The 21,848-nt window shown below is 53.4% G+C and carries 21 protein-coding genes; 1 reads left to right on the forward strand and 20 read right to left on the reverse strand.

Going from position 1 to position 21,848, the window contains the following annotated elements; genetic code table 11:
* Positions 1-17: 17 nt before the first annotated feature.
* From ATW55_RS09515 to phoU, 11 genes are all read right to left on the reverse strand, one after another.
* Positions 18-920, reverse strand: a complete 903-nt coding sequence (locus tag ATW55_RS09515; protein WP_235587076.1) for a flagellin — start codon at positions 918-920, stop codon at positions 18-20.
* Between the two features lie 54 nt (positions 921-974).
* A complete protein-coding gene (flgK, locus tag ATW55_RS09520) occupies positions 975-2,315 on the reverse strand; it encodes a flagellar hook-associated protein FlgK (protein WP_067716340.1) in 1,341 nt (446 codons plus the stop codon).
* A 4-nt stretch (positions 2,316-2,319) separates the two neighbouring features.
* Positions 2,320-2,571 (reverse strand): hypothetical protein, encoded by a 252-nt coding sequence (locus ATW55_RS09525; protein WP_067716344.1) that lies wholly within the window; start codon positions 2,569-2,571, stop codon positions 2,320-2,322.
* Between the two features lie 126 nt (positions 2,572-2,697).
* A complete protein-coding gene (locus ATW55_RS15810; RefSeq protein WP_082685721.1) occupies positions 2,698-2,856 on the reverse strand; it encodes a flagellar biosynthesis anti-sigma factor FlgM in 159 nt (52 codons plus the stop codon).
* 49 nt (positions 2,857-2,905) lie between these two features.
* On the reverse strand, positions 2,906-3,424 hold the full coding sequence (locus tag ATW55_RS09530; RefSeq protein ID WP_067716348.1) for a sigma-70 family RNA polymerase sigma factor: 519 nt from the start codon (positions 3,422-3,424) through the stop codon (positions 2,906-2,908).
* Between the two features lie 579 nt (positions 3,425-4,003).
* Entirely contained in the window at positions 4,004-4,837 is an 834-nt protein-coding gene (locus tag ATW55_RS09540; RefSeq protein ID WP_153005107.1) for a ComF family protein, read from the reverse strand.
* On the reverse strand, positions 4,815-5,690 hold the full coding sequence (locus ATW55_RS09545) for a DegV family protein (RefSeq protein WP_067716359.1): 876 nt from the start codon (positions 5,688-5,690) through the stop codon (positions 4,815-4,817). The genes ATW55_RS09540 and ATW55_RS09545 overlap by 23 nt, the downstream gene beginning before the upstream one ends.
* 127 nt (positions 5,691-5,817) lie before the next feature.
* Entirely contained in the window at positions 5,818-7,125 is a 1,308-nt protein-coding gene (pnpS, locus tag ATW55_RS09550) for a two-component system histidine kinase PnpS (RefSeq protein WP_160327216.1), read from the reverse strand.
* A gap of 2 nt (positions 7,126-7,127) precedes the next feature.
* Positions 7,128-7,826 carry a response regulator transcription factor gene (locus ATW55_RS09555; protein ID WP_067716369.1) on the reverse strand — a complete coding sequence of 233 codons (699 nt, stop codon included), beginning with the start codon at positions 7,824-7,826 and terminating at the stop codon, positions 7,128-7,130.
* A 28-nt stretch (positions 7,827-7,854) separates the two neighbouring features.
* Positions 7,855-10,053, reverse strand: a complete 2,199-nt coding sequence (locus tag ATW55_RS09560) for an ATP-dependent RecD-like DNA helicase (RefSeq protein ID WP_067716374.1) — start codon at positions 10,051-10,053, stop codon at positions 7,855-7,857.
* A gap of 2 nt (positions 10,054-10,055) precedes the next feature.
* Complete coding sequence (phoU, locus tag ATW55_RS09565) at positions 10,056-10,715, reverse strand: phosphate signaling complex protein PhoU (protein WP_067716377.1); 660 nt, start codon at positions 10,713-10,715, stop codon at positions 10,056-10,058.
* Between the two features lie 265 nt (positions 10,716-10,980).
* Between phoU and ATW55_RS09570 the strand changes: the two genes are divergently transcribed.
* Positions 10,981-12,237: a helix-turn-helix domain-containing protein gene (locus ATW55_RS09570; RefSeq protein ID WP_067716382.1), complete on the forward strand. Its 1,257-nt coding sequence runs from the start codon at positions 10,981-10,983 to the stop codon at positions 12,235-12,237.
* On the opposite strand, the gene ATW55_RS09575 is transcribed toward ATW55_RS09570, so the two are convergent.
* The 9 genes from ATW55_RS09575 to ATW55_RS09615 all read right to left on the reverse strand — a co-directional run bounded on the left by ATW55_RS09575 (position 12,234) and on the right by ATW55_RS09615 (position 21,804).
* Positions 12,234-13,583, reverse strand: coding sequence for a bifunctional folylpolyglutamate synthase/dihydrofolate synthase (locus ATW55_RS09575; protein ID WP_067716386.1), 1,350 nt, complete (start codon positions 13,581-13,583; stop codon positions 12,234-12,236). The two genes, ATW55_RS09570 and ATW55_RS09575, sit on opposite strands and share 4 nt — an antisense overlap.
* Before the next feature lie 62 nt (positions 13,584-13,645).
* On the reverse strand, positions 13,646-15,379 hold the full coding sequence (locus ATW55_RS09580; RefSeq protein WP_067716389.1) for a sensor domain-containing diguanylate cyclase: 1,734 nt from the start codon (positions 15,377-15,379) through the stop codon (positions 13,646-13,648).
* A gap of 181 nt (positions 15,380-15,560) precedes the next feature.
* The gene (locus ATW55_RS09585) at positions 15,561-15,992 is read right to left on the reverse strand and encodes a hypothetical protein (protein ID WP_067716393.1); all 432 of its coding nucleotides are present in this window, start codon (positions 15,990-15,992) and stop codon (positions 15,561-15,563) included.
* Positions 15,993-16,269: 277 nt separating this feature from the next.
* Positions 16,270-17,463 (reverse strand): methionine adenosyltransferase, encoded by a 1,194-nt coding sequence (gene metK, locus ATW55_RS09590; RefSeq protein ID WP_067716441.1) that lies wholly within the window; start codon positions 17,461-17,463, stop codon positions 16,270-16,272.
* A gap of 189 nt (positions 17,464-17,652) precedes the next feature.
* Entirely contained in the window at positions 17,653-18,483 is an 831-nt protein-coding gene (locus tag ATW55_RS09595) for a peptidoglycan-binding protein (RefSeq protein WP_067716397.1), read from the reverse strand.
* A gap of 151 nt (positions 18,484-18,634) precedes the next feature.
* Positions 18,635-18,859, reverse strand: a complete 225-nt coding sequence (locus ATW55_RS09600) for an alpha/beta-type small acid-soluble spore protein (protein WP_067716400.1) — start codon at positions 18,857-18,859, stop codon at positions 18,635-18,637.
* Positions 18,860-18,976: 117 nt separating this feature from the next.
* The gene (locus tag ATW55_RS09605) at positions 18,977-19,930 is read right to left on the reverse strand and encodes an LCP family protein (protein ID WP_067716405.1); all 954 of its coding nucleotides are present in this window, start codon (positions 19,928-19,930) and stop codon (positions 18,977-18,979) included.
* A gap of 7 nt (positions 19,931-19,937) precedes the next feature.
* A complete protein-coding gene (locus tag ATW55_RS09610) occupies positions 19,938-20,684 on the reverse strand; it encodes a WecB/TagA/CpsF family glycosyltransferase (RefSeq protein ID WP_067716447.1) in 747 nt (248 codons plus the stop codon).
* A 13-nt stretch (positions 20,685-20,697) separates the two neighbouring features.
* Positions 20,698-21,804, reverse strand: coding sequence for an LCP family protein (locus ATW55_RS09615; RefSeq protein WP_067716408.1), 1,107 nt, complete (start codon positions 21,802-21,804; stop codon positions 20,698-20,700).
* Positions 21,805-21,848: the final 44 nt, after the last annotated feature.

The raw sequence follows: 21,848 nt of genomic DNA on the forward strand, positions 1-21,848 counted from the left end.
CCGTTTCGGATATTCCTCTACGGCAGATAAGTAAAAAGCGTGGGCATCAAAATTTGCTGACCGAGTTTTAATGCTGCCGTGTACACTGTCTGTTCATTGCTAAACTGCGTAAGCACCTGTGCCATGTTCGCATTCTCTAGATTGCTTTGCTGATTGAGAAGGAGTGTTTGATAATTCGTCGTCTGATTCGCGTAGGCTTGAATCTGATTGATCCTTGTTCCAAGCGCTGCGTTTTGGTTAATCACATGATTCGTCTGCGCCTGAAGATTCGCTAAATCGGTTGATAACGTACCACTGTTTCCACCTTGAATGTCCGAAACGAGCGTTTGGAGCGTTTGCGAAAGGCTAACCGTTTTTCCGGCAGGCGGTGTTTGAAAAAGGTCGGTTCCCAAAACGGACGTTTGAACTTGTGTGCCGTTTGAAAACTGCACCGTCGGCGCACTGGTCGTACCGGTTGGTGAGGTGTTCGTGAACACATAGGTAGAAGGCGGTGTTTCCGTTTGATAGCCACCAAACACGTAATTATTTCCATACTTCGTATCGCTCAGTTGGCCCAGTTGTGAAATCAGTTGACCCGCTTGTTGTGAGAGAGCCCCGAGCGTTTGCGGTGTTTCATTTGGCGTGTTGATCGCTTGGTTTACAATGGTTTGCAGTCCGTTTAGCACAGAGGCCATTTCAGAAACCGCCGCTTGCGTCGTGTTCATCATGGCAAGCGATCCGGATGCCGCCGAAAGATCGGAGGTGGCTTGCGAGATCGCGGTTTTCGTTTGCATGTCCGTCGATACCGCAAGCGGATTGTCTGACGGCAAATTGAGCGTCTTCCCCGTTGCCATCTGATTTTCTTGCGTCATCATATTTTGGTTAATCTGATTGAGGTTGTACACATATTGGTTGGTCATCATCGAATTGGTAATGTTCATGCTCACATCGATTCCCGCCCCTTCATCGGTCACGGCCGCGTGAAACGTCCGTTTTTACGTATTCATTTGCATAAGTGTTTGCATCATCGAATCAAACACGCTGATGAATTTTGCCGCCGCCGAATACGCGTTTTGATATTGAATCAGTTGGGTCGCTTCGTTGTTTAAGTTGACGCCAGAAACACTCTGGCGCAACTGGTGCGATTGAAGAAGCAGCGCCTGGTTCGTTTGGTTGGTTTGGATCGCCCCTTGCGCCGTAATGCCTACCTGACTGACCATCCCGCCAATAAACTGATCAAACGTTCCGCCTGAAAGCGTGTTTTGATTTTGGATCGCCATCACCTTTTGTGCGTTTGTGTTATCCCCAGGACTGTTGGGTGATCCCGCCACGCCGAGTTGTGATGGTGTGAGCGGCGCTACCGATAACACCGTATTTCCGTTTGCGTCTGTACTGCTTTGAAAAAGCGCGGGCGCGTTAGCGGTTCCGGATAGAGGGTATCCCGCAGTCACTTGATTGTTAACGGTCGTTGATAGCGTCTGTAAAAACGTGTTTAATTTCCCAAGGGTGGACTGAATTTGCGTGATCGTCTGGCTGTTCCCGGCGATACTACCGCCAGTCGATGTCAGGCTTGATACCGGCGTCGCTGAACTTCCTGACACGAGCACCGTACTTCCAACGGATACAGACACCATACCACTTGCCTGTTCGGTGTAGCTGTAATTGGTGAGCTTTGAAAGCGAATCAAGCACCGCCGCGCGCTGATTGTAGAGCGTGTTTGGGTTATCCCCCGACGCTGTTGCCCGCGCAATTTGCGCGTTAAGCGTTGCGATCTGCGTTGCATCTTGATTGACCTGTGTGATGGATGCCGAAACTTGTTGGTTGAGGTTTTGTTGCGTCGTTTCGAGTTGATTCGTCACAGTCTGGTAGGTTTGTGCAAGGCCTTGCGCAGACGCAAGAACCGTTTGGCGCGCGGAACTGTCGGAAGGATTTTGTGAAACGGTTTGCCACGAAGAGAAAAAGGTATCCAGTGCGTTTTGAAGGCTTCCTGAACTGGGTTCATTTAAAACACCTTCCACCTGTGTCATGCCCGTTGCAAACGCAGAGGATTGCGACGCCGCACTCTGATTCTGTCGATCCTGTTGATTATAGAATGGGTCAATGGCACGCGTGATCGATTGAATCGAAGCACCTTGTCCAAATTGCCCACCGATAAGCGGCGCATTGGTAGACGGTTCTGTCGGAAAAGGCGTCCCCTCCGAGACATTCACCACTTCTTTTGCATACCCTGGCGTATTGGCGTTACTGATATTGTTGCCAACGACATTTTCTTGGTTTTGTGTTGTGTTTAGCGCACTTTGTCCGATGTAGAGGGAAGTAAACGTCGAGATGTTCAACGGCTCACCCGCTTTCTTGAAATTTCACCATCATGCGTGCGAAGTGTTCCACATTCATTTGCGCCTGCTGACAAAGCGCCATCTGCGTCTTTATTTTCTCGTGCAGTATCACAGCCAAATCTGGTGTAACCCATTCATTTGCAACCCACAATTTAAAAACACGAAACTGTTCCATGAACAAGCGATCAAACTGTTCAGTGTTTCCATCAATCAAGGCCTTCGTCGTTTCATCAAAGATGGATACATCAACACTCATTAAAACACCCTCTTATGCCCAATGATCCCTTGACAGTCAACGCAATTGAATGCGTCAGTTCCCGGGCCGCTCACGATTATAATAAACAGTTACTTTTATAAGAAATCTATATTTAAGAAAGGGAGATCACGTGAGAATCCCCTTTTGAATCGCCGCTTTCGCCAAGTTTTCAAGATTCACAGAGTACGTACCCATCTGCACCTTCGCTTTTAGATCCTGAATCATCTTCTGTCTCTCCGCAGCGTCAACTTTGGGTTGTTTCGGCTCTGTCGGCTGAATGTTCATCTGTACCCCTCTTTTCCCGAAGTGTTTCTATATAATAAGAGACGCTCAATCATTCTATTTTTTGCACGGACTTTCGAATTTGTTCTATGGCACTTCGATAAGAGCGGGAAACCGTGGCTACTGAAACCGAAAGCACTTCGGCAATTTCCGTCATTGTAAGTCCTTCTTCAATATGAAGCGAAAGAATAATTTGTTCTCTTTTAGGGATGTTTCGGATAGCATGGAGTACATCCATATATAAATCTCGATCTAAAGCAGGTTCGTTACCCACTCGTTCATCAATAAAACTCGGATCCACATAAGTAATCGGTAGATATGGGTTTTTTCTCGGCATTTTTACAGGACTTGATTTTCGGAGCGTGTCACGCATCGCCCCCTTAACTGTTTCTCGAAACATCGCCTCTCTCCCTGAACCAGCAAGCTCGGGATACCGTTTGCAGCATTCAATCCATCGGAGCAATGCGCTTGACTCTAAATCTTTTTGATCAATACTGCCACTCTGCCTGCGCTGGATCCATCGGTATGCCAATTTCTTTATATAATGTTCTTCAGTGACAGAGATAAACATGTGACACCTCAATCCCGCTCATGAATTCGTGTCGCGGTGCTTCGAATAGTATGAGTTGCGTTTCGAACCATCCACTTTTCGCAGACTCTGCGAGACCTGATCAAAAATCAACTGGTTTTTTACGCGACACACCGCGCAAATTGTTCCCGTCTGAATCATTTCACCACATGAACTGCATGGATAAGATAGGGAACCTGTAGAAATAAGACGCCCACTGCGTAAAAAGGATAAGATTCTCGTTTCCGCAACACCTGTCGCAGAAGAGATATCCGCTAGATCAGGTGCATCATTCTCGCGCAAATACACTCTTATCTTCTCAAAATCATCCTCTTCAGCATTTAAACAATCAGAGCATACCGAATGAATCGATCGAGCAAATAACCGACCGCACACCGTACAGTTTGCCAGATCCATCCAATGCATTTCCCCTTCTATCAACGAGATAAATTCCCTTCCATACGACCAAAAAACCAAGTCAATCCAATCTAGCAAATCATGCCTTTTCTCGTTACTCTACTCGCTTCCCCTTCATTTGACAAGATAATGACGCACATGTTGTCGATTGAACGCGAAAAATCACTAGCGTGCGATCGTCAAAACTTCGACAGAATGCGCCCCGACTTCAAACAAGCGACGCGCGCAGGCGTCCGCAGTCCCGCCGGTCGTCAGTACATCGTCGACAATCAACAAATAAGGATGCCGACAAACAAGCGACCGCGCATCATCGGCACAGCGAAACACGTGTTCCATCGCGCTTCTGCGCTCACGTCCGTGCATCACCGTTTGACTTTTATCCTGCGCGACACGCTCAAGCGGTTCAATGATCGGCAGGCGAAAGCGTCGCGCCACAGCGCGCGCCAACTCAAACGAGAGATTGAATCCGCGACTCTGCTCTTTTTCGATCGACATAGGAACGGGGACCAGCGCGATCGTGTCGCGATAGCCATAGTGCGCGGCGTACGCTTCGCAAATCCACGACTGCAAAATCGGCAACACGCGCAAATCCTCCTGGTACTTTAACGCCTTGATAAGATGCTCCGTCGTACCATCATAGGAGGCGTAGGCGCGCGCGACAAAAAAAGAGTGAACACCTTTGGCACACTCTTGGCACATCGCATGTGCTGTTTTTCGGCCGCAAACCGCACAGATTCCTGAAATCAACAACTCCACATCGCGGTTACAGTCGATACAAAGTCTGGGAGCTGCCACATCCAGCGGGACATGACGGAATCGCTTCTCACAGCGAGGACAAGTCGCCGCCGTGGGATAGAGCAGCGTGATCGTCATCCGTTTCAGGCGCAGCGTGAGATATTTTCTCCGAAACGCCCGACGCACCCGGCCTACCCTTTTACGTCTGTCGCGATCATCGCACCGAGCCCGGCTCTGTCGCTCACTGCGCCGCGGTCCGCGCATAATAGATCGCTCCCAAACTTTCGAATCCCACGTGGACCCCGACAATCGGCGCCAGCATGCGATACGACACACTCGCCTCCGGAAGCGCCGCCTGCACCTTATCAACAAAGCCACGCACAACATCAAGATCCGTCACACTGTGAATCAACATGACTTCACACGGACCCACATCCCTCATTTGCTCGACTAACCGGTCCATGATCGAATCGACTGCCCTTCTGTACGTACGCACCTTCTCAAACACGCCAACTTGCCCGTCACGCAGCCAAATCACAGGCTTAATCTGCATCATCGATCCGAGCAGCGCGGCAGCCGCCCCGATCCTTCCGCCAAGCCGCAAATTCTCGAGCGAATTCATCGCAATGTACATGTGCATGCTCGCACGCTGCCGCTCCATGCGTCCAATGAGCGCCTGAACATCACACACGTCGCCTTGCTCCTCCGCACGCCGCACAGCCTTCGCCATCTCAAGCACAAGGGCGCCAAGCGCGTACTCCACAACCTGCGAATCAATCACATGAATGCGTGAAGCGCAAAGAAGACCCCGCGCCGTCTCGGCAGAATGCACCGTTCCACTCAATTTTCCGCTCAGCAAGACTGCAACCACACAGTCATGCGTTGTTAGGAGGCGCTCAAACGTCTCGACAAATTGTCCGGGAGACGGTTGCGAGGTCGTCGGCAGCGTCTCTTCATCCTTCATCCGCTGATAAAACGCCGCAGCGCTCATCTCCACGCCGTCAAGATACGATGCACTGCCCATATTCAAATAGAGGGGAACCACCGAAATCCCCCACGCCTTACACTCATCCTCGGTCAAATTTGCCGTACTATCCGTGACGATCGCAATCTTCATGCCACACACTCCATCCCGACTCTACATCCCGTCCAGCCCACAAAACGCTGTGCAGACGTTCAGACTGCCACTTTTTCACAGATTAGCATAGAATCGCGGATGAAACGATCATCATTTTGGAGATCTGCTAAACGCTTGACGCAGATTCCTGAGCGATCGGGAGATCGAAGAAAAACTCACTCCCCTGACCGAATTCAGAGAAGACGCCGACACGTCCTCCATGCGCCTCCACGATATGCTTGACGATGGCAAGCCCAAGACCAGTCCCGCCCGAGCGTCTGCTGCGCGCCTTGTCAACCCTGTAAAAGCGCTCAAAGACCCGTCCCAAATCCTGTGCAGGGATTCCCGCGCCTGTGTCGCGCACTCGGACCACCACACGATTGTGAACCTCCTCTGCAGACAAGGTGATCGTTCCCTCCCGCGGCGTGAATTGCAGCGCATTGCTGACGAGGTTCACCAGGACCTGTTGCAATCGGTCAATATCGGCGCTGACGCGAAGATCAGAGAAAGGCAGATCAGTTAAAATGGCGACGCCCTCCTGCTTTGCGTCAGCAACGAAAATCTGCGTGACACGCGCAAACATCTCGCGCAGCGACACGTTCTCCATGTGCAGCGGCACCTGTTTCGCCTCGATCTTGGAAAGATCCAGGAGGTCATTTACAAGTCGCGTAATCCGGTCCGCCTCCGCGCGAATAATCTCAAGAAACTCGCGCGCCACCTTAGGATCATCAAGCGCGCCATCGAGCAATGTTTCCGCAAAGCCTTTGAGCGCCGTGATCGGCGTTCGCAACTCATGCGACACATTTGCCACAAAGTCGCTGCGCATGCTCTCAAGCCTTCGCCACTCTGTCACATCATGCAGCAAAAGCACCGCGCCGGCGACTCCTCCTGTCGAGTGCAGGATCGGCGTAACGTGCACCTCAAGCGTCAAATCGTGCGGTTTGTGCACCGTCACCTCGCGCTTTTGCGTCGTGCCAAGCGACAGCGATTCGTCAACCAGCGCCGCCACCTCATACGGATACGCCGTTTCCCAGTGCCACCTGCCAATCCAGTTTTCCGCAGGCAACCCGAACAGCGTCTCCATCGCAGGGTTCACAAAAACGATGCGTCCAGCCCTGTCAAGCATCATGACACCACTCAAGATGTGCCCGAGAATGCCGCTCAGTTTACTTTGTTCCTGCACCGTCTTCTCGCGCTCCTCGCGCAGCGCAACAACCGCGCTTTGCACGCGCAAGCGCAGCTCAGTCAATGCTGAACTGCGCTCTGGCAAGTCCGGCCACTCCGGCTTGTTCTGCGTGCCTTCATAGAGGACATCTTCCAGCGACTTGATCAGTTCGCGCCCCATACTGCGATACTGCGCGACTCGCAAGCCCATGGCGATGATTGAAAACAGCGAAAGCGCCGTGAGAACCAGCGCCAGATCGAAAAGAAACACCATCACTCACTCCGCGTAAACTTGTATCCGACACCGCGCACCGTCTTAATATATCGCGGCGATTTAGGATCGCGCTCGATCTTTTCTCGCAAATGGCTCACATGCACATCGACAAGCCGCGTATCCCCCGCATAATCGTACCCCCACACACGATCAAGAAGCTGGTCGCGACTGACCACCCGATCCGTGTGCTGCAGCAAAAAGTAGAGCAGGTCAAACTCGCGCGGCGTCAGATCGATCAACCTCCCATCGACCGTCACCTCATAGCGCGAAACGTCAAGCCGCACCGATCCGACTTGATAAACCTCCTGCTGATCCGGTTCACGCTCCCCCTCACCCTTGCGCCTGAGCACCGCACGAACACGCGCCACCAATTCGCGTGGACTAAACGGCTTTGTAATGTAATCATCCGCCCCCATCTCAAGCCCCAGCACCCGATCGATCTCCTCGCCGCGCGCTGTCAGCATGATAATCGGCGTATCCTTGTGCATCTGGCGCATGCGCTTGCAAATCTCAAGACCACTCATGCCAGGCATCATCAAATCAAGGATCAACAAATCAAACGTATCCTGCTGAATCTGCTGAAAACCAGCCTCGCCATCTTCCGCAAGCGTGACATCAAAACCTGCCTGTACGAGATTGTAACGAACCAATGTGCGAATCGACTCTTCATCATCGACGACGAGCAGCTTCTGGCCCACGTTCCGATCTCCTCTACAAAATGGGATGTCAGCGATCTTTCAATCGCCAGGAAAGCCCTGTAAATCTTTGATTCATCTGTTCTTGCCGCACGGCGAGTTCCAGCGCCGACTGCGTGCCCACCAAAACCAAAAGCGACTTCGCACGCGTCATCGCCGTGTAGAGCAACTGCCGAAAGAGCATCACTGCGTGTTCGCGCATCACCGGCACGATCACTGCGCTGTATTCACTGCCTTGGCTCTTGTGCACAGAGATCGCAAACGCCTGAATCAGCGCATGCGCCTCATTTCTTGTAAACTCCATCCGTCTCTCCAGCGTATCATCCGTAAAACGAACCACAAGCGAATCACGTGACACCGATTCAATCAGTCCAGTGTCACCATTGAACAATTCGCGCTCATAGTCGTTCTTTGTGTACATCACGCGATCCCCGACGCGCAGCGTCCGCTCCCCGACGCGCAGCGTGTCATCGTTTGTCTGCAGTCGCTTGCTGACCATTTCGTTCAATCGATCCGTTCCCGTGTAGCCGCGCTTCATCGGGGAAAGAATCTGTATGCCCTGCCGTGCGTCACAGCCCACATAGCGCGGCAATCGCCTCGTCGCAAGATCCACAATCAGTTCGGCCGCGTCGGCCGCCTGATCTTTCTCGATAAAAAAACACTCTTGCCGCGCGCCCTCCTCTTTAAATTGAGGGATGCGCCCCATCCGCACATCATGTGCGGCCCGGACAATCTGACTATGGAGTCCCTGCCGAAATACAAAAGATAGAGATACAATCGGAAATTGCGAAGAGTCTATAAGATCTTTTAAAATCATCCCTGGCCCGACTGCCGGCAACTGTTCTGGATCACCGACAAGCAGGACATGCGCCTGCTCCGGCAGCGCTTCAAGCACACTGTAAAACAAGGGCGCGTCAATCATCGAAGCCTCGTCGATGATAAACAGATTCCCCTCCATCCGGTGACTCCGGTCGCGTCCAAAGCCAAACCGTCCTTGGGCATTTTTGCCCATTTCAAGCAGCCTGTGAATCGTCTGGGCGGGGCGGTCTGTGCTTTGCGCCAAGCGCTTGGCAGCTTTTCCTGTAGGAGCCGCGAGCACGACCTTCGCGCCAAGTCGCTCAAAAAATGATACGACATGGCGAATGGCCGTCGTCTTTCCCGTCCCCGGCCCCCCGGTCAAAATCACAAGAGGATGATCATCGACAAGCCTGGTCACGCTCAATTGCTCTTCAGACAGCGATTGCGTCGCATCTGCGCCTTCTTTTCCGTCATCGTCAGACGGTTCGTCGCGAAACGCATCCGCATGCAAAAGTTCATCCGAAAGTCGCCTGCCCTGTTTCAGCGCGCGCAAAAGCGCTGCTGTTTGCGTCTCCAAACGATAGTGACGGGCGCTATAAACGCACAACTCCGGAAGCTCATGCTGTTCGGCAACCACACTTGCGCGCGCCATGAGTCGCTGCGCTTCTGCCGCCACAACTTCTTTTTCAATGCCAAGAAGCGCAACGGCCTCCTCCAGCCACATGGAGTACGGGAGATAGATATGCCCATTCTCAATCGACGCGTCAAGCACGTGTAAAAGGGCCGCCGTGACGCGCGAAGGCGCTAAGCGATCGATGCCAAGCGCAGACGCAAGTTGATCTGACGTGCGAAAGCCAATCCCGCGCACATCCGCAATCGTTTGATACGGATCGCTCTGAAGCATTTGCAGCGCAGCTTGTCCTCCGCCATAAACATCGGCCAACTTATCTGCGAGATGAATCCCCATGCCGTGCCCTGTCAGAAATGCGCCCAATCGCGACATTTCGCCTTTTTCTGCCAGCACGTTTGCGAGTTCTTCTGCCTTTGCGCGCGAAATCCCCGGCACCTTTCTGATCGCCTGCGGATCTTCTCGCAAGACATCCAGCGTGCGAACGCCAAACGCATCGACAATACGTTTGGCCGTCTTTGGGCCGATCCCGCGAAAAGCGCCACTCGCAAGAAAGCGCTCCACACCCAATGTGCTTGTTGGAAGGACAACCGTGAAGGATGAGACGCGAAACTGACGCCCGTGCACCGGGTGAAATTCAAAGGAACCGACCCAGTCGCACTCAGCGCCCAAGGGCACTTCGTCGAATTGTCCAATCGCCGTGAGCGTGTCGCCGTTTGGAAGTCGCAAGCGAAGCGCGGCAAAACCACGTTGCCCGCCTGCCAGAATCTTCTCGGCCGTCGCCCGAAGACGCTGCGTAGCCACGATTACACGTTCAGGTCGCGGCGCACCCCGTCGACCATGTAGATAACCCACTCACCGATATTCGTGGCGTGATCGCCGATGCGTTCAAGAAACTGCGCGACCATCAGGAGCTGTGTCGCCTGTTCCACAGACGTCGGCGTCGACAGCATGAGTACGAGCAACTCGCGAAAAATCTGCCCATACAATCCGTCAACCTCGTCATCCCGCGTCGCTAGCGTCTCCGCCATCTGCACATCGCGGCGAATATACGCATTCAGGCCGTCTCTCACCATGCCCTGAACGATATGCGCCATGCGCGGTATGTCAATCAGCGGTTTTACCCACGGTTGCCGGTTGACCCGCAGCGCGACTTTGGCGATATCCACAGAGTGATCCGCCATTCGCTCAAGATCGGTGACCGCTTTCAAGACGGTCCCCAAAATGCGCAAATCCCCAGCCATCGGCTGCTGAAGCGCAATCAGGCGCAGCGATCTCGTCTCGATCTCAATTTCCATCCGGTCGATCTGATCGTCGCCTTCAAGAACTTCTTCAGCAAGTTTCGGGTCTTGATCCATGAGAGCGCGCACGGCTTTATAAATCGATTCTTCAACCAATGCGCCCATACGTAGCAAATCTTGCTGGAGGGTTTCTAAATCCTGATGAAATTGTCGTCGCGGTTCCATCCTAAACCCCTCCTGCCGTCTTCATCCTATCACGATATGATTTATTTTTTGTCAAGGTGTTGTAAAGATTCATGTTGCGCACCTCGATTTCCATTATCTCTAATTTTGAATTCGAATCAAATCAAAACTGCAAACACAACAAACTGAGCATCACATGTGATAAAAATAATCCTCGAAAATAATAAGTAACAACCTCTTGCAACTTTCTTGATGAAAGATTAACCTGTCTTTAATATCATAAATTTAAATCAATGAGGGACGTATCATGACTTCGATTGGCCAACGCATTCGCGAGTTGCGATTGAGTCGCGGCATGACGCAGACTCAATTGGCAAAAGACATTGTCACTCCAAGTATGATAAGTCAGATCGAGGCGGGAAAGGCGCAACCTTCATCTGCGCTCCTGAGAAAGATCGCCGAGCGACTTGACGCGATTAACGAATTGGAAGAAGTTACGCAAGACGAAGATGCAGTGCGCGCGCAAGGGATAGAGATCGCAAAGCTGTGCCTGGCGCTGGGACGCTTCGCCGAAGCCCAGGAAGTCTTATCTCAATGGGGAGATGAGATTCCAAACGTTGCCGATGTTTATTTTCTCCTCGGACAGATCTCTGAGGCGAACCGCCGCTTGGATGAAGCCTATTCGCGGTATCACACCGCCCTTTCACTCGCAAAAGAACAACACGTTGAACTTATGCCAGAGATACTAAAAAAAATCGGCGATCTGCACATGCTCCTGCAAGACCAAGAGACAGCCGCTTACCTGTACCGCAAAACCCAGTATGTAAGCGAAGAAATGCAGCTTCCACAAGGGATCCTGCAGTCCAAGGCTGACGTGCTTCTCTCTTCACTAAGATCCTTTCATGTGCCGCAGGGGTCAGGACAAACCCACGCGGATGATTCTGTCCTGACCCGCGAGAGTCCGTTTCCTGCACACCCCACGTTTGCGGCCTATGCAGACAAGATGCTCAGGGACACACTCGACGGATGGCGCAACCCTCCCTCGTCGGCGGGAACTACAAAAATCCAGCAAGTGGATCAACTGCGAACCCGTCTTGATGCACGGGCATGGATTTCGCTGTCACTCGACGCTACGATCCTCGCAGCCAAATCTGCGATTCAAAGCCAAAACCGCGACCAATGCAGCGCCTTCATGACACTCGCCAAGCATCAACTAGAACTTGCAGGAACGCCACAACAACAGTTGAGCTATGCGTTGCTTGAAGCTCTTTGGCAAGAGACATTTGGCAAAGATATCGACGCCGCGATAAAAAACATGCTTGAAACGTACGAAAAATGGCCAGACCCGCACGCTGAACGTGCAGAACACATGGTGAGATGGGTACAGGAGAGACCCGTTCAAGATCCGTTGAAAAAAACGGTTTTGACAAAGGCCTTTCAGGAGCAGCAAAGCCTTGGAAGATATGACGACATGACAAAAACCTCCAAGTTGCTTATCGAAACACTCCGCGCCTCTGACAATACGGATAAGATCCAGGATGTGCTTGCGTCCATGCGCGGTTAAGCGTCTCTCGTCTGAATTGCGAAAAACTGCAGGGCGTCGCCGACGAGTGACTGCGTCCCTGCAACGATCAACAGATCCTGCGGGCCTAGCGACTGACACGCCGCGCGCACGCTCTCTGCAAGGTTTGCGCATTCAAACGTCGTCCGATACTTTTGGGCATGCGCGCTTGCGTCCGCAGGAAATTCAAGATGCGGATTGGCAGCGCGCGTGATGACAAAAAATGAGGCGATCTCCGCAAAGGCTTCAATGACCCCTTTATAGTCCTTATCTCGCGGAACAGCGAGGATGACACCGACGCGGGGAGCCTCCGCCAATTTGGCCAGACGAACAATTTCTCGGGCGCTGTCGCGATGGATCGTGCCGTCAAGAAGCACCGCAGGCCTTCCGTCAGGCGTCCCCGGCAACCATTGTGCGCGCCCAGGAACCTGCACTTCTCGCATTGCGTCACGCCAGGATTCATTGCGCATCCCATCCTCTAAAAACAGCTCCACGGCAAAGCGCGCCACGGCTGCGTTCTCAACCGCATGCTCTCCGGGCATCGCCAGTTCAAAGTCGGACGAAGAACCATGCCTTGTCACGTAGCGAACGCGCGATCCCTCAATGGAGGATGTCAGGGTTTCTGTGTAAAAGTCCGTGCCACACATGTACAGCGGCACCCCTTGTGCTGTCGCCTCCTGCGAAAGGAGCGCTGCCACCTCAAGGGTTTGGCCCGCAGTTACAACCCACCGAACGCCATCCTTGATAATCCCTGCCTTTTCCCACGCTACATCATGCAGCGTAGGCCCTAACTGCTCTTTATGCTCAAGACGTATCGGCGTAAGGATTGCCAGATCCCCCCGCACTTGATTCACGTCGTCATGGCGCGCGCCGCGACCGAGTTCGAAGACATTGACGTCTGTATCGTTCAAAGCGAAATAGCGCGCCGCGACAGCCGCCAAAATGCCGACAGGTCCAATGTATGCACGGTCCGGAAGTTCTCGGCGAATCCGTTCAATCTCTGGAACAAGATCCGATAGAATCGCCATGAATTCATCCTCTGAAATCGCCTTGCCGTCAATTCGAATTCGCTCCGTGAAATCAACCATGTGCGGGCTTGTAAAAAGCCCCACTCTTTTGCCCTGCGATTGAAGAAGACGAGCAGTAAAGCGCGACGTCGTCCCTTTTCCTTTGCTTCCGGTGATTTTAATGGTTTTTATGTTCTGATCAGGCGCACCGATTGAATCGAGAAGAATCCTCGTGTAGTGAGGGGTGCGCGTTTCCCGATCATAGCCAAAATAATGCTTTTTTTTCGCGTCATTATAGGATTGATAGAGGTATGCGACAGAATCATGGAAAGAAGAAAACACAAAGAAACCTCCACCATTTTACATTTCAAACATTTTACATTCCCAAATAACTGCGCGCAATATCACAATGCGTCGTACATGCCATAGAAGGCTACGCGATTTCTTCCACGCTGTTTCGAACCGACATACATGGCGCGGTCCGCATTCCGAAGCAGACTTTGCGGGACATCCGCCGTATCGGGATAGGTGGCCGCACCAATACTAACGGTGACGCTAAGTGGAAACATCAGCGTGTTCCCTTGCGGAGGGATCAAAATCTTCGTCGAAGCAATCGACTGCCTCAAACGCTCAGCAATGTGCATGCTGACTTCATAATTTGCGCCAGGCAGGATGACTGTGAATTCTTCTCCGCCATAGCGGCATACAACATCTCCATCGCGCACTTGCTCGCGAATGATCTGTGCGACTGCCTTTAACACTTCATTTCCAGGGATATGCCCGTACTCGTCATTAATGGCTTTAAACCGATCCAAATCGAGGACGAGAAGCGTCAGCGGCTCTCCCATCTCATCTGCCCGCCTGCAGAGCACTGGAAGCATGGATTCAAAATAGCGATAATTGAATAGCCCTGTCAATTCATCCACCACGGTTTGCTGCTCGGACCGTTTGAGACGCTGTGCATTGAGCCAGCCAATCGCCGCCTGATTCGCGATAATTTGCAACATCTCGCGATCGCGCGTTGAATAGTGGATGCGTTCCGAGTGGGTCACGACAAGCATCCCAAGCATGCACTCATCATGTTGAATCGGAACACTCAAAACAGAATTCGCGCGCAGCGACGGGTGCACAGGTTCCTGATACACAAGAGACGCATCCGCTGTATTGCGCAACCAATGTGACACATCAGGCAAACGCTTCGGGTCTGCGCCAAAATAGGTCACATTGCGCATCTGATCCTCTATCTCCGCAGACGCACCTCTCACCGCGATCGGCGTCAAATACCCGTCGTCCCGTGGCGCAAAGACATAACTCGCAGATGCGACCACAAGATCCATGACACCTTGGAGCAGCGTATCCAACATCTCTTCTTCATTCAAATCTTTGTTCAGCTTGATCGTAGCATCACTAATCAACGAGAGTTGCCGATTGGCGATCACAAGGTTTGAGTAAAGCCGAAAAATATAGATCAAAGCGATATAAGGAAGCGCGGTATACAACAGCGCAATAGGCCCCAGCATATGTTGAAGGCTGACCAAGAGAATGACAATCAGCGATTCAATCCCCAGCGCAGTAAGATCCCAAAGAACCCCCATGCTCCAGGCGCCAATTTTTCCGCCCGAGCGAATCGCTTCCAAAATAAACATGATCAAGTAGTTTGTAAGAAAGTGAACACACATAAATACAATAACCGGTGTCGCATAGCTAAATGGAGAAACATCCCACGAAATGGGTGGGGAAAAACCTGCCGCAAGCCGAAACCCAAGATCAGAGAACATGGTCATAAGCGACATCATGCTCAAGTTCGCGACCAGACGATGCGAGCGCAAATGGCGATTCGAGATGAGATGGCTCAAAAACCACGCCAGGTTTACCACGATCACCGTCGGTACCACGCCAAACTGGAGATAGAGTGGCACAATGATACCAAGAGATACGTTGATCGATAATTCACCTAGCCGAACGGGAAAAAGCCACGTAAATAAAAGGAGTATCACATAGGCAAGCAAGAGCCAGCCGTTGCCTTCGTGTGGAGAATTGACCGGAGCTGTCATCATGTTGTAGATAAAGAGGAGAGAGGCCACGGCCACCATCAACGCGAGACAAACTCGGTATCTGGTACCAACTTCGTTATTCAACAGTGTTCCTCCTCATGGTTGAGGAAACCTAGGAGTCTTGTCCTAGGATGTTTAACTTAGAAATGAATACTTGAAGATTACCCTGTTTTTGACAATCTGGCAAGTCTTTGCAACAAAGAATTCTAATATTTTATATGAATCTCCCTGAACGTGACCTTTGCACGCGCCGTCTGATGACCGCTCACTTCACAACGCGGCTGATCATCTGTACCGCCTGTTGAATCTCTTCCTTTGTGTGAACCTCAAGCAATAACGCCTGCGTCTGCTTCGCCGTCTCAAGAATCGAGAGAATATCACTCCAACGGCGATTGCGCGAACTGGGAACGTAGGTGATAAACGGGAAGGACGACTGCATCCGCTCAATAATCTGCGTGGTCTCCCCCATCCCATCCAGATCAATGAGCACGACCTCCGACGCATTTCTCCCGAGTGCAAAACACTGGAGAGACAGCGTTCGAATAAACCACTCCACCCATACATGCGCCTGTTCAACCACCACGATGACCTGCGCGTGACATCCTTCGACTCTGTGATTTAAACGATGCACAAGTTGCCAAATCAGTAGTACTGCGCCATAAAATGCGAGGCCATAAATGATCAACCCATCGATCATGCCAAACGTCCTCCCATCGCTTTCCTGCACTTGAGTTTTACAGTATGCTGGGGGGTGTTTTGTGGTTACTGCGCATCTCAGGCTTTAGCCATGCCATCTCACGCCAACTATAGCCATTTTGATAAAAAAAAAACGCCGCTTGCGCGGCGCCATAGGGGTTAGGGTTTTTCACCTATAGACTTCGAAACGTCTCTTTTATTTTTGGGGGTATCCAGAAAGAAAAAAATCGTCTAGCAAAAAAACGTTGACACAACCACCCTTGCTAGACTCACAAATCTCAGCGTTGTGCAGCCGCCCGCAAGGCGTCCGCGCGATCCGTACGCTCCCACGGTAGGTCGAGATCCTTGCGCCCAAAGTGACCGTAAGCTGCCGTCTGGTGATAGATCGGTCGGCGCAGGTCAAGCGCGCGAATGATTCCCGCCGGGCGCAAATCAAAGTGCTCCGAGACAAGCGCGGCAATCTTTTCATCCTCAAGCGTACCCGTGCCAAACGTATCGACCATGATCGAGACTGGACGCGCGACGCCAATCGCATACGCAATCTGCACCTCGCACTTGTGCGCGAGCCCCGCTGCCACGATATTTTTTGCGACATAGCGCGCCGCATAGGCACCTGAACGGTCGACTTTCGTCGGATCCTTGCCCGAGAACGCGCCACCGCCGTGACGCGCGTAGCCGCCATACGTATCGACGATGATCTTGCGGCCCGTGAGTCCCGCGTCGCCCTGCGGTCCGCCAATGACAAAGCGCCCCGTCGGATTGATAAAATACTTCGTGTTTTCATCGAGCAAATGACGCGGCACAACCACTTCCACCACAAGCCGCTTCAAATCCCGCTCAATCGTCTCTTTATCCACAAGCGGGTGGTGCTGCGTCGAGATCACAATCGTGTCCACGCGAACCGGGCGATCGTCCTCATACTCCACCGTCACCTGCGTCTTGCCGTCCGGACGAAGATATGACACCAGGCGCTGCTTGCGCACCTCAGAGAGACGACGCGCAAGGTTGTGCGCAAGCGACACCGGCAGCGGCATCAGTTCTTCCGTCTCATCGACCGCAAACCCGAACATAAGCCCCTGATCGCCCGCACCGATCGCCTCAATATCCTCATCAGACATCTCGCCCGAGCGCGCCTCAAGCGCCTTGTTGACACCCATCGCGATATCCGGCGACTGTTCGTCAATCGACGTGATCACAGCGCATGTGTCTGCGTCAAAACCGTACTTGGCGCGCGTATAGCCAAGACTGCGAATGGTCTCGCGAACAACGCGCGGGATATCGACGTATCCCTCTGTCGTCACCTCACCCGCCACCAAGACGAGTCCCGTCGTCACAGAAGTTTCACAAGCTACGCGCGAATATGGATCTTGTTTTAAGAACGCATCAAGCAACGCATCGGAAATCTGATCGCATATTTTATCGGGATGTCCTTCAGTTACGGATTCGGATGTAAATAAACGGCGTTTCGCCATAAAAGACACCTCCTGACTCTGCACAAACACTGTAACTGTATTATACGAGACAATTCGTGTCAACGAACAGATTTTACCCAAAATGAAATACAACCCGATTGCGAGCCATGCGAAGCGTGGATGACGATGCAGCATCTGCCCGCACAATCCGGATGACGCTGCATCCACGCAAATTTGCCCAATTCGCCCCTATTCCCCAGGCGGTCTGACGCCATTCAAAAGATCCCACGTGTTCAGCCCAAACGTGTCCTGGAAATGAGGATAGTCGACGATGCTCTTAAAATCACCGCCCCACTGAAGTCCCGCCTGCTTTCCGAGCTGTCCCATCAACCGAAACTTCGAGACATCCGTCGTCATCGCGCCGTTTTCAAACGGCGCCGCGTCAAACGCCAACCCCCAATTGTGATACGAGTCTCCACCGCGCGCATTTGTGACAATCGGGCCTGGCGTCCACCGCCCTTGCGCAAACAGTCGATCCTCGTCACTCCAACTGCGAAAGGCTGTGTAGATCCGCACATCCATATGATGTTCCCGCGTCAACGCTAAAAACCGCCTGGCCATCGCCGCCACATGCGGATTGAGCGATTCAAGCGCAGCGGAAGTCGGGCGATCCTGATAGTGATCTTTGTCGTGTGGATTAAAAAGGGCTTGTCTCGTGCGCGGGTCCACAATGCCCGACGGGTAGATGCCGTGCGCCCTTTGAAAGGCGATGACAGCCGCAGTCGTGGCGGCGCCAAACCAGCCATCCGCGTGGCCCGCGTGATATCCATTCTGGTTCAGCAGCTTCTGCACCGCCAACACATTATCCACGAGCACCTTCCATGTGCTGTTCCGGACGATGCCATCGCGGTTCAAAGAAAACCGATCCTGAAAATTCTTGACTGCGTCGCTCGTTTTCTGGTCAAAGTATCCATCCAGTGCAAATCCGTTATAATTGAGCGCCAGACCATTCAAATCAGCCTGCAAGAGACGGACATAGTGCCCTTTTGAGCCCAAGCGAATCGACGGAAATACAGACATTTTTCATGCGCACCCTTTCCCAAGCTCCCGTATCTTAGGCGTTTTGCCTTCCCCCACGATATGAAACAGGCTTGGGCCAGGTGCGCAATCCATCACGCCAGCCAAAAAGAAAAGGCGGCCGCTCACGCAGCCACCACCGCACTGTCAAAGATCAATTTCCTTCCGACTGGCTCCCGGTTAACGCCAGTTGGCCAAACGCCACAAGCTTGCGCGTCATATGACCGCCCACCGTTCCCGCGTCGCGCGTCATCACGTTCCCCCAATAATCCTCACTGCCCTGATGGACGGGGAGACCCAATTCACCCGCGATTTCATATTTCAGATCATCGAGCGCCTTATGCGCACCCTTGACCACTTGCGTGAATCCACTCGCCATTCCTATGACCTCCTCGCGCACCGCGCGTACGTTTGTGCGGCGTGCTGCATTGGGTTACAGGTCTAGTGTGGCGAAAGACACGCAATTTAGGACGTCACATCTTGGTGCAAATCCCACCTACAAAGAGTGGTCGCGCCCGTCATCCGCGTCACCGCGCGCCGCGTGCTCAAGCGGGTGAGAAAGAACTGGAATGGCCCCCATTTCTTCGCTGCACTCCTCACGCCACGCGGCCATCGCACCCTGATCGACCAGCCAATAGCTCGGGCTACCCACACTGAAATTGCCCGGTACTGTATGCGCGTGATATGCGCGAAGCCCCTGTAGAGCATCATACAATTGACGCGTCGCACCAGGCGTTAGATCCGTCGTCGTCAGTTTCACACATGCCGCAAACACCGGATAAGGAAGCCTCCCCACATGCCAGATCAACGCGCGCAAAAAGCGCGACTGCCGATGAACCCGTCCGATATCCCCTAGCGGCTCGTGGCGAAAGCGGACAACTGCGAGCGCCGCCTGTGGAGACAGACGCTGCCAGCCTTTGTGCACGTGCACGCCTTCCGGTGAATCCATCTCGCGATCCACATGAAACGGCAGCGGCCCAAGGTGCGCCATGACTCTTCGAAACGAGGAAAAATCAAGCGACATCATGGCACTTATCCGCTGATGCGTCAAATGCTCAACCGCGCGCTTGAGTCCCCCTGAGCCTGACGAAAGCAACAGACCGTTGATCTTCTGGTACCTCCCGCGCGCGTCAACGACACGCGTATCGCGAGGTATATGTAGCGCATCGACAACACCCGTATCCGGACGCGCCGTAAGCAGGACGAGCGCGTCAGCCTGCAGCTCCTGATGGCGCCACGCGAAGGGACTCTCCGGGTCGCGGTCGAGGCCGACGAGAAGCAGCGAAAAAGGATGCGCTTTCATCGGAACAAAAGACGCACCCGACTGCGCAACTCGCCCCACGGACAGGCCGCCTGCAGCAAGCGCGCGCGGTCCGCTGATAAAAAGCGCAGAACAAAGCATGGTCAGCGCCGCCATCTTACGCACAAAACGCAAAAAAGTCTCATTCAATCGTATCTCAAGACCCCTTACGCAGCCGTTCTTGGTACGCCAGATACGCAAACTGGGGCAGCGCCAACTGTCGACGCCACCGTTTCGGGTCCGCAAGGAGCCGATAGAACCACTCCAGATGCATCCGCTGAAACAGCACTGGCGCACGTTTGACCGTGCCCGCTAAAATGTCAATGGTTCCACCCACTCCGATCATCAGCGGAACAGACAGCGCATCGCGATACTCCCAAATAAAGCGCTCCTGCCGCGGTTGACCAAGCCCCACGAGGAGAATCTGTGGGTGAAACGCCCGAATCTCATCGAGGATCATAGGCACATCCGCCGCGTCAAAGTAACCGTTGCGTCCAGCGACGGCAAGTTCCGGGTACGACGCTCTGACGGCGTTCAGCGCCTTTGCGTTTGACTCCGGCGACGCGCCGAGAAGAAAGACGCGAAACCCGCGCTCGGCACTTTGCGCGAGCAGCTTCTCTGCAAGCGTGACACCCGTCACCCGCTCGAGATCAGAATGGCCGTGAAGGCGCGCGGCAAGCACAATGCCGATCCCATCCGGCGTGATCAGATCCGCACCTTCGAGCAGCGGCAAAAGGGCCTGATCGCGGCGCGTGTGCATCACAAACTCAGGCCCCGCCGTGATGACCACATGCGGGTTTTGATCCATGGCATAGTCTGTACAACGCGCGATGACTTCATTCTCTGTATAGGTTGCAAATGGAACATTCAAAATGCGTAGCACAGTCCCGTCTGGCTGTTTCACGTGTCGACCCTCATCATTTTCCAAAGTGTTCGATCTGCGCGCGCACCTTGTACAACTCGCGCGGATCTACGTAAAAATACCACAAGCCGTCTGCCGGGTCTACGGCATTTCGCCCGCGCATCATCTCTGTGACGACCGTGTGATTCGGACTCAGCATCACATGCATGAGCGCAGACACCGCCTCCCACACACTCGCGTCCGTATGCAAGTGCGTCGGCATCGTCACTGCCGCTTTTGCCACCGCAAACCAATGGTCCGGCGGCACATTCGTCGTCACAATCGCCCGCAGCAGCTTTTGCTGGCGCGCCATACGCCCCGTATCCGCAAGCGCGTCATGCCGGAAGCGCACATAGTCAAGCGCCTTTTTCCCATCGAGGATCTGTCGCCCCGGCCGCAAGTGAATATGCGTCCCGTCGCTCGCGTCGTCGTAATCCATGGCGCGCTCCACCGTCATTGGCACGCCGCCAAGCGCGTCGACCAGTTCCTTGAACGCGTCAAAATCCACGGACAGCGCGTGATCAATATGGAAGCCAAACGTCTCATCAAGCGTTTTTTTGAGTAGAGGAAGATTGCCGTACGCAAGCGCGTGATTGACCTTTGTCGTGCCATAGCCGCGGATCGCAACGCGCATGTCACGCGGCACCGAGATCAGCAGCACGCGCGTCCCTGCCGCATTGCTTTTGGCCAAGACCATCGTGTCCGAGCGCGCAGACTCACCCGCCCGTGAATCCGTCCCGACAATCAGCCACAATGGAGCCGCCTGCCGCGGCGATGCGTGAAACAGCGACCGCAAAAGCGTAGCGCTTGAATCATCTGCCCGCACAGGAGAAGTCCCCGTCCCCGACTGCGGCCGTGCAGCTGGCGTATCAGACGCGCCCTGCGCGTCGCTTTGCATTCCCACAACACCTGGCGCGCCAGACGATACCACTGCCCCTTGCGCTGGCTGCACGACGGTTGTGCGGGGTACTTCCCCGTTCGTTTGCGCGGACGCCACTGCCGACGTCTGCGCCGACAACACGCGGATCGGCGCTGGCTGGCGCGCCATCCATGCGTACCCCAGCAAAAGCGTCGCGCAAGTTATGCCAAACGCCATAAGACCAGATCGAAAAAAACGCTTCACGAGCAGAAGACCCCCTCGTCACTTTTTTCTTAGGATGTCCAAAC

This window comes from Ferroacidibacillus organovorans, assembly GCF_001516615.1.
Classification (GTDB): Bacteria; Bacillota; Bacilli; order Alicyclobacillales; family SLC66; genus Ferroacidibacillus; species Ferroacidibacillus ferrooxidans_B.